Here is a 12,903-nt window from a genome sequence, read left to right on the forward strand (position 1 = left end):
GGCGCCGTCACAGGCCAGGTGGATCTTGGTGCTCAATCCACCACGAGATCGTCCAAGGGCGTGATCCGATTGGTCCGTTTCCCGCTGCCCCCTTTGGCGCCCGCGGCGTGCTGGTGAGCCCGCACGATCGTGGAGTCGACCGAGACCAGCCAGTCGATGTCGGCGTTCGCGTCCGCCGCGGCTTGGGCGGCGGCGAGCATCTTCGCGAACGTGCCATCCAAGGCCCACCTGCGGAAACGGGTGTAGATCGACTTCCAGGAGCCGTACCGGGCGGGAACGTCACGCCACGGTGCTCCGGAGCGGATCTTCCACACGATGCCGTTGAGTACCCGGCGGTCGTCCTCACGCGGGCGACCGCCGGTGATCACCGACGGCAGGTGCGGTGACAACGATTCCCACTCGGCGTCGGTCAGCTCATAACGGCGGATCACGCCGTACATCATCCACGGTCATGATCCTTTGAAGACACAACCTAGGCGCGGGCACCCGCCCGATCCCGATGTCCCGCCTCACCTCCGACCGCCTGGCCGCCGCCCTTCGCGAAGCAACCACCAACCCCCACCGACGAGCCCGAGCCCAAGCCGTCTCGGCCCAGCTGGCCGCCGAGGACGGCCCGTCCCGCATCCTGACCTGGCTGAACACCCTCAGCTGACCAACACAACATCCACACCCAACCCGCGAAGGAGGTGACGCTGCGAAGGCGGATGGCGAAACCGGCGCGGCGGACGGGACGCCACAGGTGCCCACGATGCAGGAGCCCGGGTCGGCGTCGCGGACGGCCTGGCGCGAGGGCCTGCAATGCCGGGGGCGCGAGGAGTGACGCCGCGTTGCGGGAGGTGGACGCGACGGGCGCCCCTCCGAGGTGGCCCTTCCCGGGCGCGAGTGCGTGGCGCGCCAGGCAGGCGCGAGTGCGCGACGCGGGCGCACGCGTCCCGCACGGCGCGAGCGCGCGGCGTCACGTGGTCGGGCATGGGCATGGCCGAACGGCGCGAGCGTGAGCGCACCGTGCGGGCGTGCAGCGCGGGCGGCGCGGGAACGGCGCGGCACGGGAACGGCGCGGCACGGGAACGGCGCGGCACGGGAACGGCGCGGCGCGAGCGCCCAGTGGTGGGGTGCAGCGCGGCGTAGCGCGGGCATAGCGTGGCGTGGAACGCGCGAGACGCACGGCGCGGGCACGGCACACGGACACGCCGTGGGCACGGTGCGGCATGGCGTGAGCGCCCAGTGAGGGCGTACAGCGCGGGCACAGCGCGGGCGCGGCGTGAGCGCCCAGTGCGGCACGCTGCGCAGCGTGACGTGGACGCGGGACGCACGGCACGGCGCCGGCACGGCACGGGCGCGGCACCGCGCGGGCACGGCGCAGGCACGGCACGGCACGGCGCAGGCACGGCACGGCGCAGGCACGGCATCGCGCGGGCACGGCACGGCGCAGGCACGGCACGGCGCGCGCCGGGGGCACGGCGCGGCGTGAGCGCCCAGTGCGGCACGCGGCGCAGCGTGACGTGGACGCGGGACGCACGGCACGACGCGGGCACGGCACGGCACGGGCGCGGCACCGCGCGGGCACGGCGCAGGCACGGCACGGCACGGCGCAGGCACGGCACGGCGCAGGCACGGCACCGTGCGCGCCGGGGGCACGGCGCGGCGTGAGCGCCCAGTGCGGCGCACGGCGCAGCGTGGACGTGGACGCGCGGGACGACGTGGCCGAACAGCGCGAGCGGCAATCGGCATGCATCGGCGGGTAACGCGGGTGCGGATGCACGGCGCGAACCTGATGCACGGCGCGAGCGGCGGCCGTGAGGAGGCGGGCGGGGAGGTTGCTGGCGGCGGGAGGGAGGGCCGGCCACGCGGGACAACCCGGCTTGTGGGCAAGGAGGGTGACCGGCGACGGCCCGGCGAGTGGGCCACGTGGGGTTGATGTTGGGCGTACCTGAGGAAAACGAACGGAGGCCGCGCGGGGAAACGAGGGCGGTCGCGGGCGGGCTTGCTGCGGGGGCTCGAGATGGTGGTGGCGGTGAGAACAGAACAGCCCCCGCCGGGTGGGCGGGGGCTGCGGCAGTAAAGGCCTGCGCGGTTAGCGGTTGGCGATGGCGACGAACTCGCGCTCGGCCTCGCCGGTGTAGAGCTGGCGGGGGCGGCCGATCTTGGTGGCCGGGTCGAGCATCATCTCGCGCCACTGGGCGATCCAGCCGGGGAGGCGGCCCAGGGCGAACAGCACCGTGAACATCTTGGTCGGGAAGCCCATCGCCTTGTAGATGAGGCCCGTGTAGAAGTCGACGTTCGGGTACAGCTTGCGGGAGACGAAGTAGTCGTCGTTGAGGGCGATCTCTTCCAGCTGGAAGGCCAGGTCGAGCAGCGGGTCGGGCTTGTCCATCTTGGACAGCATGTCCTGGGCGGCCTTCTTGACGATGGCGGCGCGCGGGTCGTAGTTCTTGTAGACCCGGTGGCCGAAGCCCATGAGCTTGACGCCCTTTTCCTTGTTCTTCACGCGGTTCACGAACGAGGCGACGTCACCGCCCTCGTTCTTGATCTGCTCGAGCATCTCGAGCACGGCCGCGTTGGCGCCGCCGTGCAGGGGGCCGGAGAGGGCGTTGATGCCGGCCGACACCGACGCGAAGAGGTTGGCCTGGGCCGACCCGACCAGGCGGACCGTCGACGTGGAGCAGTTTTGCTCGTGGTCGGCGTGCAGCACGAACAGCATGTCGAGGATCTTGGCGATCTCGGGGTCCACGTCGTACTCGACCGTCGGCAGGCCGAACGTCATGCGCAGGAAGTTCTGCACGTAGTCGAGCGAGTTGTCGGGGTACGGCAGCGGGTGGCCGATGCTCTTCTTGTAGGCGTACGCCGCGATGGTCGGAAGTTTCGCCATCAGGCGGATGCCGGAGATCTCGACCTGCTGCTCGTCGGTCGGGTCGAGCGCGTCCTGGTAGAACGTGGACAGCGCGGTGACCGCCGAGGAGAGCACGGCCATCGGGTGGGCGTCCCGCGGGAAGCCGGAAAAGAAGCTGCGCATCTCTTCCTGCAGCAGGGTGTGCACCCGGATCTGGTCGGCGAACGCGGCCAGCTCGGTCGGCGTCGGCAGCTTGTCGTGGATCAGCAGGTATGACACCTCGAGGAAGCTGGCCTTCTCGGCGAGCTGCTCGATCGGGTACCCGCGGTATCGCAGGATGCCCGCGTCGCCGTCGATGTAGGTGATCGACGAGGCGCAGGACGCCGTGTTGACGAAGCCGGTGTCCAGGGTGACGAAGCCGGTCTCTTTCAGCAGCGAGCTGATCTCGATGCCACCGGGTCCCTCGGTGGCGGAGCGTACCGGCATCGACAGCTGGCCACCGGGATGGTCGAGCTTGACATCCGTCATGTATTTCCCTCACTTCACCGGCAGATGTCCCCAAGAACGTGAAGTTCACCGTAAACCCTCAACCTGAATGGGTCATCAGGCGGCCAAAGCTCTGAGGAATAGATCACGAAGAGCAGGAAATCCTCGCGGGCATAGATAATGGTTCCGGAGGTGGGAGTCGATGCGGACCCCAAGACAATCCCCCGTGGTCGTGGGCGTGAACGGCTCCGCGGCCAGCCTTGCCGCGGTACGCCTGGGCGCGCGTGAGGCCGTGGCCCGAGGCCGGAAGTTGCGGGTGGTGCACGCCTTCACCTGGCCCGACTCCCGTTTCGGACGCCCACCTCAGGGGTACGCCCAGTCCCGCCGTGAAGCCAGCCGCCTCGTCGAGCGGGCGGTCGCCGCGGCCCAGCGCTCGACGCCGGGGGTGAAGGCCAGCGGCCTGGTCTCCGACGGCCTGCCGATCCGGGTGCTGATCCAGCAGAGCCGCGGCGCCGAGCTGCTCGTGCTCGGCGACGAAGATCACGCTCCGGTCGACTCCGTGCTGTTCCAGGCGGTGTCGCGGGCCTTTTGTCCGACCGTGGTGGCGCGTGGCCCGCGTCCGCCGGCCGGTCCGCTGCTGGCGGGGGTCGACGGCTCCGACGAGTCATTACAGGCGCTGCAGCTGGCGGCCGAGGAGGCGGCTCGGCGCGCGGTGCCGCTCGAGGTGGCGCATGTGATCAACCGCAGGACTTCCAGTTCCGAGGGACAGGAGGTGCTCGACCGGGCGCTGGCAGCGGTGCCCGACGTACACGACGCGACCACCCGGCTGCTGGTCGGCGAGCCGGGAACCGCCCTGGTCCGGGCGTCGCGGACGGCCCGGATGGTACTGGTCGGGCCGCGCGGGAAGGACGGAACGCAACTTTTGGGGCCGGTGGCTCTCCAGTTGCTGCGGCGCGGTGCCTGTCCGACCTTGTTTGTCCACGGAACCACTGCCACGGGGCATTGGTCACCGGGTACGGTGCCTTCGGCGGGAACCCGGGCTTCCTGATCATCGGCGCCAGATTGGGCCCGCCAAGGGGGCTCAGTGTCAGGATCCGCGGGCGCCTCGTCCGCCGGCCGGAGGCTGTGGCGAGTGTTCGCCATGGTCGGCCTCGTCGCGACCGTGACCTATCTGGTGGCGAGCAGCCTCGGGCAGCTCGAGGTCGCGCTGCTCGCCTTCGTGGTGATCGGCGTCGGCACGATCTGGGCCTGCTTCGCCGGGCCCCGCCGCTACGGCGCCGAGCCGCGGTCGGCCTGGCTGCTGCTGGGTACGACCGCCTCGCTGTTCCTGGTCGGCGTGGTGACCCGCCCGTTCGTCTCCGGCCTGCGGGTCCCGGTCTCGCTGATCGCCGACCTGGTGATCATCCCGGGTTACTTCTCACTGGCCACCTGTTTTGTCGTGCTGCTGCGCAGCCGCAAGAGCCTGGACTGGCTGGCGGTGCTGGACGGGATGATCGTCTTCCTGGCCGGCGGGCTGCTCGGTGTGCTGCTGCTGGCCGCGCCGACCGCGGCGATCGGCGACCGGCCGGTGATCGTCTCGGCGCTGGCCACGGCGTACCCGATCTTCGACGTGGTCCTGCTGCTGCTCGTGGTCAACCTCACCTTCACCGCGACCACCTTCCCGATCAGCATGCTGACCTTCATCGGCTCGCTGCTGATGCTGTTCGCCGGCGACCTGGCCTACGCGATCATCGGGTTGTCGGGCAAGACCTACGACTCGCCGCTGCTGGACCTTCCGTACATTCTGGGCATGGCCGGGCTCGGCCTGACCGCGCTGCACCCGTCGATGGTCCACCTCGGCCGCGCCGCCCGGCGCCCGGTGCAGGCCTGGTCGTGGCGGCGGATGACCCTGCTCGCCCCGGCCGTGACCGTGCCGTTCGTGCTGCTGGTGCTGGTCGGCGACGAGTCGGCGGCCTACCGGCTGACCATCGGGGTGAGCGGCGCGCTGATGATGCTGCTTCTGCTGGGGCGGGCGGCCACCGCGGTGCGGGCGCAGGCGGCGGCTCAGCGGCGCTCCGAGCACCAGGCCATGCACGACCCGCTGACCGGGCTGCCGAACCGGCGGGCGATGTCCGCGCACATCGAGCGGCTGCTCATCGAGACGCCGCCGCTGGACGACCGGCGGGTCTGGGTCTACCTGCTCGACCTGGACGGCTTCAAGTGGGTCAACGACTCGTGGGGCCACGACACCGGTGATCAGCTGGTGATCGAGGTGGCGCGGCGATTACGCGCGGCGGTGCCGCACGGCATCCGGGTGGCGCGGACCGGCGGCGACGAGTTCCTGCTGGCGTACGTGGGTGAGAAGCCCGGCGCCCTGCGGATCGTCGACGAGATCCGGAGCTGCTTCACCCGCCCGCTGGCCGTGCACGACACCGAGGTGGTGATCAGCGCGTCGATCGGCATCGCGCACGCGGCGGCCGACGGTGACGCGGCGGTGACCGCGGAGGCGCTGATGCGGGACGCGGACACGGCGATGTACCGGGCCAAGGCCGAGGGGCCGGGACGCTCCACGATCTTCGACACGTCGATGCACGACCGGGTCCGCGAACGCATCGAGCTGGAGGCGGAGCTGCGCAAGGCGCTGGCCGACGAGCAGCTGCACGTCGCGTACCAGCCGATCGTGCAGTTGGACACCGGGCGCCCGCTGGGGGCCGAGGCGCTGCTGCGCTGGACCCACCCGACCCGGGGGCAGATCCCGCCGATGTCGTTCATCCCGATCGCCGAGGAGTCGGGGATGATCGCGCAGATCGGGACCTGGGTACGCGAGGAGTCGCTGCGCCAGCTGGCCGTGTGGCGCGCCGACGGCACCGTGGCCGACGACTTCTACCTCTCCATCAACGTCTCGCCGCGCCAGCTCAACGACGCCGACCTGCCGCTGATCGTGTCGGCCGAGCTGATCAAGTACGGCGTGCCGGCCCGCGCGGTCGCCCTGGAGATGACCGAGTCGGTGATGGTGGACGGCTCCAGCGTCACCTCGCGCGTCCTGTTCGAGCTGCGTGAGCTGGGCGTACGTCTGCTCGTGGACGACTTCGGCACCGGCTTCTCGGCGCTCGGCTACCTGCGCCGGTTCCCGGTCACCGGGGTGAAGATCGACCGCTCGTTCGTCTCCGGCCTGGGCTCGAGCCTGGAGGACGAGGAGATCGTCCGGGCCGTGGTGGCGATGAGCTACGCGCTGGGCCTGACCATCGTCGCCGAGGGCGTGGAGAACCGCGGGCAGCGCGACGCCCTGGCCGCGGTCGGCGTCACCCAGGCCCAGGGCTGGCTGTGGGGACCGGCGGTGGCACCGGGCGACTTCGCCGCGCACTGGCACGCGGGTGGCCCGGCCGCCCGGGCCGCGGCGAACGTGCCGCCGGGCAAGAACCAGCGGTCGACCGGCGGCAAGGCCAAGAGCCGCAATCAGCTGGCCGCGGAGAACTCGTAGCGCCGTACGACCTCGACGCCGTTGTTCTGTGGCACGCGCCGAAGGTAGCGGACGGCCACCCGGTCAGGCATTATTCGCGGCTACGGAAAGGCTTGCGGTCGCGCGGGGCGCGCCGATGGGTTACACAGGTCTAAGGGAAGGAGGGCGAAAAGTGATCGGACTGATCGGCGCGGAGTGCAACGTGTGGCTCGTCGTCGCCCTGCTCGCACTGGCCATTGGACTCGGCGGTGCCCTGCTGATGGCCGTACGCGACCGGGTGAGTTCCCGCTAGAGCTCGTACGCTGGGCCGCATGCGCTTCGCGACTTGGAACGTCAACTCGGTGAAGGCCCGCCTGCCCCGCCTTCTGGAGTGGCTGGGCGACACCGGACCGGACGTCCTGATGCTCCAGGAGACCAAGGTGGCGCAGGGTGAGTTCCCGTCGGCCGAGGTGGCGGAGCTGGGCTACGAGACGGCCGAGTACGGCCAGGGCCGATGGAACGGTGTGGCCCTGCTGTCACGGGTCGGGCTGGCCGAGGTGCGCAACGGCTTCCCCGGCGAGCCCGGCTACCCCGGCGCGGAGGCGCGGGCGATCAGCGCCACCTGCGGCGGTGTCCGGTTCATGTCGGTGTACGTACCGAACGGCCGCACTCCGGATGATCCGCATTACACGTACAAATTGTCGTGGTTATCGGCTCTGAAGACCGCCCTGGCCGGCGATGTGGCGGCCGGGCCGGCCGTGGTGGCCGGCGATTTCAACGTGGCGCCGACCGACGCCGACGTCTGGGACCCGGCCGCGTTCGCCGGGGCCACCCACGTCACCCCGCCCGAGCGTGCGGCCCTGGCGGCGATCCTGGGCCTCGGGTTCACCGACGTACCGGCCCGCCCCCTGAAGGGTGATCATCCGTTCACCTATTGGGATTACCGTGCGGGGATGTTCCACAAGAACATGGGCATGCGAATCGACCTGGTCTACGCCACCGCCGACCTGGCCGGCACGGTCAAGGACGCCGTGGTCGACCGTGAGGCCCGCAAGGGCAAGGGCCCGTCCGATCACGCCCCGATCGTGGTGGACCTCGATCGATGAGGCACGGGTGAGGCCGGTTTCTGTCAGACCTGGCACGTAGGGTGAGAAACAACGACGACCAGAGAGGGGGCAACGCATGACCGCGGACGGCACGGATCCCGATTTGCCGGCGCAGGCTACCGCGACGGTCTTGGCGCCGGCACCGGCGCTGCTGCGGGCCGCCCTCGACGCGACCTCCGAGGCCGTGGTGCTGTGCGCCGCCACCGACCACCAGATCCTGCTGGTCAACAACGCGGCTCACGCCCTGGCTCCCGAGCTGTCCGCGGGCATGTCGGCGGCGGCGTCACCGATCGTGGCGCTCACCCAGGCGATCACTCAGAGTCAACATACTTTCACCGCCGAGCACGACGGACGCCGGCTCCGTGGCGACCGCCGCGACCTCGGCGCCGAGCACTACGGCTGGTACCTGCAAGACGTCACCCCGCTCGAACGGGAACGGGCCCGCACCGCGTTCCTGGCCGAAGCCGGCCGCCGCCTGGCCGCGTCGCTCAACCACCGGCGCGCCCTGCGAACCACCGCCGAACTGGCCGTCTCCCACCTGGCCGACGCCGCCGTGGTCGTCCTGCCCTCCGAGCGCAGGCAGAGCGACTGGGTCCGGCTGGTCGGCGGCGGCACCGTCGACCAGGGCTCGCTGCGCGAACGCATGCTCGGCGAGGTGCCCGGGCTGGTCGAGGCGCTCGGTGGCTTCCCGCCCATCCCGAGCCGGTGGCTGGACGCCGGGCAGGTGCCCGGCTGGCTGCTGCCCGAGGGCTTTGGGCCGATCGGCGCGCTGCTGGTCACCCCGCTGCCCGGCAACGCCGAGCCGGCCGGCGCCCTGATCCTGGCCCGCCGCGGCACCGATGCCGCGTTCAGCGACGAGGACGAAATGCTGGCCCGCATCTTCGCGGCCCGGGCCGGCGCGGCGATCTCGGCCGCCATGCTCTACCGCGACCAGGTCGACACCACCGCGGTGCTGCAGGCCGACCTGCTGCCGCCCGAGCTGCCCCAGCCGGATGGCGTCGAGCTGATCGGGTCATACCAGGCCGCCCGCGAGGCGCTGCGGGTCGGCGGCGACTTCTACGACGTGTTCAAGCCGACGGCGCGGCGCCCCGAGACGGTCATCGCGCTCGGCGACGTGTGCGGCAAGGGCCCGGAGGCGGCCGTGCTGACCGGCAAGGTGCGCCAGACGCTGCGGGCGCTGCGGCTGGTCGACGTGCCGCCCGAGGAGATGCTCGGCGTGCTCAACCAGGCGCTGCTCGAGTCCGGCCGGCAGCACCGGTTCGTCACGCTGGTGGTCGGCTCGGTGGTCCGCTCCGAGCACGGCCGGGTCCGGCTCACCCTGGCCTCCGGCGGCCACCCGCCGCCGCTGGTGCTGCGGGCCGACGGCACGGTCGAGGAGGTGCCGACCTCGGGCACGCTGATCGGCGTCGTCCCGCACACCGTGGTCCACCCGGCCGACGTCGAGCTGGCACCGGGCGAGTTGTGCCTGCTCTACAGCGACGGGCTGACCGAGGCGCGGGGCGGGCCGTCCGGCACCGAACAGTACGGCGAGCTGCGGCTGCGCGACGCGCTGTCCAGCTGCGCCGGGATGCCGGGCGAGGCGGCGGTGGAACGGATCCGGCAGCTGGTCTCCGACTGGGTGCACGGCGGCATGCGGGACGACATCGCCATGCTGGCGGTGCGGGCTCCCTCGCGTACCCCCCTGAGCCTGCGCGGCGGCGGCGCGCGCAACACCTCGCCGTTCGCCATCGACGCCAAGCGCAACGACCGCCGTCCGAGGCAACGCGTATGACCGTCTTCACCACCAGCACCCACCGGTCCCTCGAGGATCCCGGCTTCCACGACTACTACCTGCGGATGGTCGGCGACGGTGACGAGTACGGCGCCATCGAGGCGGTCACCGGGCTGCTCGACCAGGGCGTGCCGGCCCAGCGGATCATGGTCGACCTGATCGCCCGCACCCAGCAGCGGGTCGGCGAGCTGTGGGCGGCCAACGAGTGGTCGATCGCCCGCGAGCACGCCGCCACCGCGATCAGCGAGCGGGCGCTGGCCGCGGTCGCCGCCCGGACCAACGAGCGCCCCCGGCTGGGACGGATCACCATCGCCTGCGTCGACGGCGAGTGGCACGCTCTACCCGTACGCATCCTGGCCGAGACCCTGCGCCTGGACGGCTGGCGGGTCGACTTCCTCGGCGCCAGCGTCCCCGGCCCGCACCTGGTCACCCATCTGCACCAGACCGGCCCCGACGCGGTCGCGCTGAGCTGCATGATCCCCACCCGGCTGCCCCGCGCGCACGCTGCCATCACCGCCTGCCGCACGGCCGGCGTGCCGGTCATCGCCGGTGGTCGCGGCTTCGGCCCGACCGGCCGCTACGCCGAGATGCTGGGCGCCGACGCCTGGGCCGCGACCGCCGAGCAGGCAGCCAGCCGCTTGGCCACCGACTGGCCGCCCGCCATGGACGACCCGTCCGTCTCGCCCTTCCTCGGCGACGACGAGTACACCTGGGTGGTCCGCCACCGCGGCGACCTCATCGCCACCGCACTGCGGCGCCTGGCCGCCGCGTACCCGCAGGTCAACCAATACGACCAGCGTCAGACCGACGCCACCGCCGAAGACACCGGCCACATCGTCGACTTCCTCGCCGCCGCCCTCTACGTCGCCGACGAACGCCTCTTCACCGACTTCACCGACTGGACCAACGCCGTCCTGCTGGCCCGCAATGTCCCGTCCCAGGCCCTGGTCGCCGGCCTCCTCGCCGTCCGCGACCAGCTGCACGACTGGCCCACCGCTCGGCACATGCTCGACGCCGCCGTTAATCGTTTGCGGCCCGCGCCGGACCCGGCCTAACGTGTCCGCATGATCTCCTGACGAAGCGCGCATCCCGATCTCTTCATGACCGTCGGCGGCCTTCGTCAGCCGTGGGGACAGCCATTCTTCGTGCCGACACTCTTCCCTTTCCCCGGCACCCGCCTCTCTCTTTCCGAGGAGGTAGCTGCATGCCTGAGCAGCCCTTCACCGTCCACGTCGACCTCGACGCCCTGGCCGTTCCCACGGCCCCGGCCCTTCCGCCGGCCCTCGACGGTGACGCACCCAACCGTTCCGCCAAGCGCCACCACGGTTCCGCCGACGGCCGCCTGGAGTCCCGCCAGCGTTCGGAACGCGAGCACTCCAGCCGCGCCGCCGGCCTCGGCAAGGGTCGGTCCTACGCCTTCCGCCGCAGCTGACATCCCTGAACGGCCCGGAACGCAGCTTGGGTTCTAGGAGTGGTCGCAACACCCCAGCTCGGGGGATGCGATGGATTTCGAGATCCGGGACCGGTCGGTTATCCAGGGCCGTCGACGTCTGACCCGCGAGCGTGAGGCATATCTTGCGCTCGTGGGTCAAGGCGTGGGATCAGGAGAATCGTGCAGGCCCGCGCCGCTCCCATCCCCGCGTCGTTTCCATCCCCGCGCCGCTCCCATTTCCCGACCGCTCCCATCCCGGGCCTGAGACCGCGGGTGCCTTCCTTTTCCGAGTACGGGCACAGCACAGTCCTGTCATCCGGGGCCGGCCGCCGTCGTTGGTCCCGCTCCGCGCGCCCACCGCCGGGTCGTCCCTTGTGGTCCCGCGCCACGTCCCCTGATAGCCCGCCTACCACTCCATCCCACCATTGGTAGGCCCCATGCGGCGCCCGCACCCCAAACACCGCCCCCACCCACAGTGGTAAACCCCGCGCGCCAACCGCGCCACGAACACCGCCCCCACCTACCACTCCGCCTCGCAGTGGTAGGGCTGCGCCGCGAACAGCGCCTCCGGCAAAACCTGCCCGAGCTCATCCACCTGCCCGCGCACCTGGGGCGACACCCGGAGTTGCGGGCCACCGTGGACCTGCTCGCCACCGAGCTGGAGCGGCCCCGCCTCGGCACCGACGCGATCATTCCGGCCCTGCTCGACACCCTGATCCTGCACATCCTGCGTACCTGAACCACTTCGCCCGGGTGCTGCGGGCGGGACGTGCGGATGCGCTGGGAGCGGCGGCGTTGCTGGGGACGGCTCCTGGTTCCTGGGTTCCGGGCGATGACGTTTGCGCTGTTGGGAGGCGGGACGGGTGCGGGGTGGGGAGCGCTCGGGTGCCGTTCGGTTACCGCGCTGTGGAAGGCTGCCGGGAGGCCCTAGCGTCTTCCGCATGACGAACGACTTCCTCGCCTTCGCCGCCCAGCAGCAGACCGCCGCCGAGATCGCCGCCGCGCTCGACGCAGCGGTGAACGCCGCGATGAGCGCCGACCTGGGAGCCGACCTGGCCGCCGCGATGGACGCCGCGATCGGCGCCGGCCACGGAGTGACGACGGGCACCGGCCACGGGGTCACGGCGAGCACCGATCTGGCCGGCGCCATGGGCGCCGAGGTCGCGACCGGCTCCGAGCTGGCCGCGGCGATCGGCACTGGAGTCGTGACGAGCGCCGAACTGGCCGCGGCTATGGGTGCCGGGGCCGATCTGGGGGGTGCGAGCGGCGCGGATCTGGGGGCGGCGCTTGAGCTGGTGCTCGACGCTGAGCTGGACCTCGAGGTCGAGGTGGGCCTGGACATCGAGCTGGACCTGATCGAGCTCGATCTGGACCTGCTCGGAGCCGAGGAGACCGTCGACCCGGTCAGCGTCGTCGAGACAGTCCTCGTGCCGGATTCGCCGGCCGCGCTCGAAGTTGTCGTCGTGCCCGACTCGCCGGAGGTGCTGGAGGCGGCCGTGCTGCCCGAGACGCCGGCGCCGTTGGAGTCGCTGGCGCTGCTCGACGGGCTGATGGCGCGGGTGGGGGTGGACGGGCTGGCCGCCGCGTACGCCGATACCGGTCTGCTCGCCCAGATCGACCAGCACACCGCGGCCGTGCGCGAGGCCCTGGCCGCCGCCGGTCGCCCGGCCGACGCGGACGGGCTGGCCTCCTACGCCAGGTCGATCTCGGCCGCGGCCGACCGGATGGGCCGCCCGATCCCGGCCGAGGGTGACGCCGATCTGGCCACCTGCGACTGGCGGCTACCGGACTGGCACGTGCTGCGCCTGGTGGCCGTATGTGCGATCGCCGAGTCGTCCGGTCTGCTGTGATTCGTAGCCG

11 protein-coding genes are annotated in these 12,903 nt (G+C 71.6%); 9 read left to right on the plus strand and 2 right to left on the minus strand.

Annotated elements, in window-relative coordinates; genetic code table 11:
- Window positions 1-32: 32 nt before the first annotated feature.
- Window positions 33-431 (minus strand): IS5 family transposase, encoded by a 399-nt coding sequence (locus ACGFIO_RS26435; RefSeq protein WP_392829560.1) that lies wholly within the window; start codon window positions 429-431, stop codon window positions 33-35.
- 68 nt (window positions 432-499) lie between these two features.
- Between ACGFIO_RS26435 and ACGFIO_RS26440 the strand changes: the two genes are divergently transcribed.
- Entirely contained in the window at window positions 500-652 is a 153-nt protein-coding gene (locus ACGFIO_RS26440; RefSeq protein WP_392829562.1) for a hypothetical protein, read from the plus strand.
- 1,422 nt (window positions 653-2,074) lie between these two features.
- On the opposite strand, the gene ACGFIO_RS26445 is transcribed toward ACGFIO_RS26440, so the two are convergent.
- Complete coding sequence (locus tag ACGFIO_RS26445; protein WP_392829564.1) at window positions 2,075-3,358, minus strand: citrate synthase; 1,284 nt, start codon at window positions 3,356-3,358, stop codon at window positions 2,075-2,077.
- Between the two features lie 160 nt (window positions 3,359-3,518).
- Between ACGFIO_RS26445 and ACGFIO_RS26450 the strand changes: the two genes are divergently transcribed.
- The 8 genes from ACGFIO_RS26450 (at window position 3,519) to ACGFIO_RS26485 (ending at window position 12,893) form a co-directional block, all read left to right on the plus strand.
- Window positions 3,519-4,364, plus strand: a complete 846-nt coding sequence (locus ACGFIO_RS26450) for a universal stress protein (protein ID WP_392829566.1) — start codon at window positions 3,519-3,521, stop codon at window positions 4,362-4,364.
- A gap of 36 nt (window positions 4,365-4,400) precedes the next feature.
- A complete protein-coding gene (locus ACGFIO_RS26455; RefSeq protein WP_392829568.1) occupies window positions 4,401-6,776 on the plus strand; it encodes a putative bifunctional diguanylate cyclase/phosphodiesterase in 2,376 nt (791 codons plus the stop codon).
- Window positions 6,777-7,066: 290 nt separating this feature from the next.
- Window positions 7,067-7,840: an exodeoxyribonuclease III gene (locus ACGFIO_RS26460; RefSeq protein ID WP_392829570.1), complete on the plus strand. Its 774-nt coding sequence runs from the start codon at window positions 7,067-7,069 to the stop codon at window positions 7,838-7,840.
- Window positions 7,841-7,916: 76 nt separating this feature from the next.
- Window positions 7,917-9,611 carry a PP2C family protein-serine/threonine phosphatase gene (locus ACGFIO_RS26465; RefSeq protein ID WP_392829572.1) on the plus strand — a complete coding sequence of 565 codons (1,695 nt, stop codon included), beginning with the start codon at window positions 7,917-7,919 and terminating at the stop codon, window positions 9,609-9,611.
- Window positions 9,608-10,666, plus strand: coding sequence for a B12-binding domain-containing protein (locus tag ACGFIO_RS26470; RefSeq protein WP_392829573.1), 1,059 nt, complete (start codon window positions 9,608-9,610; stop codon window positions 10,664-10,666). The genes ACGFIO_RS26465 and ACGFIO_RS26470 overlap by 4 nt, the downstream gene beginning before the upstream one ends.
- A 149-nt stretch (window positions 10,667-10,815) precedes the next feature.
- The gene (locus ACGFIO_RS26475; protein WP_392829575.1) at window positions 10,816-11,043 is read left to right on the plus strand and encodes a hypothetical protein; all 228 of its coding nucleotides are present in this window, start codon (window positions 10,816-10,818) and stop codon (window positions 11,041-11,043) included.
- 475 nt (window positions 11,044-11,518) lie between these two features.
- Window positions 11,519-11,782: a cupin domain-containing protein gene (locus ACGFIO_RS26480; protein WP_392829577.1), complete on the plus strand. Its 264-nt coding sequence runs from the start codon at window positions 11,519-11,521 to the stop codon at window positions 11,780-11,782.
- Window positions 11,783-11,984: 202 nt separating this feature from the next.
- Window positions 11,985-12,893, plus strand: coding sequence for a DUF6401 family natural product biosynthesis protein (locus tag ACGFIO_RS26485; protein WP_392829579.1), 909 nt, complete (start codon window positions 11,985-11,987; stop codon window positions 12,891-12,893).
- The last annotated feature ends 10 nt before the right edge of the window (window positions 12,894-12,903 follow it).

This window comes from Actinoplanes sp. NPDC049265 (assembly GCF_043197135.1).
Taxonomy (GTDB): domain Bacteria; phylum Actinomycetota; class Actinomycetes; order Mycobacteriales; family Micromonosporaceae; genus Actinoplanes.

Coding starts and splice junctions, on each gene's coding strand:
- ACGFIO_RS26465 (WP_392829572.1), top strand. CDS start 7,917: ATGACCGCGGACGGCACGGATCCCGATTTGCCGGCGCAGGCTACCGCG.
- ACGFIO_RS26470 (WP_392829573.1), top strand. CDS start 9,608: ATGACCGTCTTCACCACCAGCACCCACCGGTCCCTCGAGGATCCCGGC.
- ACGFIO_RS26440 (WP_392829562.1), top strand. CDS start 500: ATGTCCCGCCTCACCTCCGACCGCCTGGCCGCCGCCCTTCGCGAAGCA.
- ACGFIO_RS26460 (WP_392829570.1), top strand. CDS start 7,067: ATGCGCTTCGCGACTTGGAACGTCAACTCGGTGAAGGCCCGCCTGCCC.
- ACGFIO_RS26445 (WP_392829564.1), bottom strand. CDS start 3,358: ATGACGGATGTCAAGCTCGACCATCCCGGTGGCCAGCTGTCGATGCCG.
- ACGFIO_RS26450 (WP_392829566.1), top strand. CDS start 3,519: ATGCGGACCCCAAGACAATCCCCCGTGGTCGTGGGCGTGAACGGCTCC.
- ACGFIO_RS26475 (WP_392829575.1), top strand. CDS start 10,816: ATGCCTGAGCAGCCCTTCACCGTCCACGTCGACCTCGACGCCCTGGCC.
- ACGFIO_RS26485 (WP_392829579.1), top strand. CDS start 11,985: ATGACGAACGACTTCCTCGCCTTCGCCGCCCAGCAGCAGACCGCCGCC.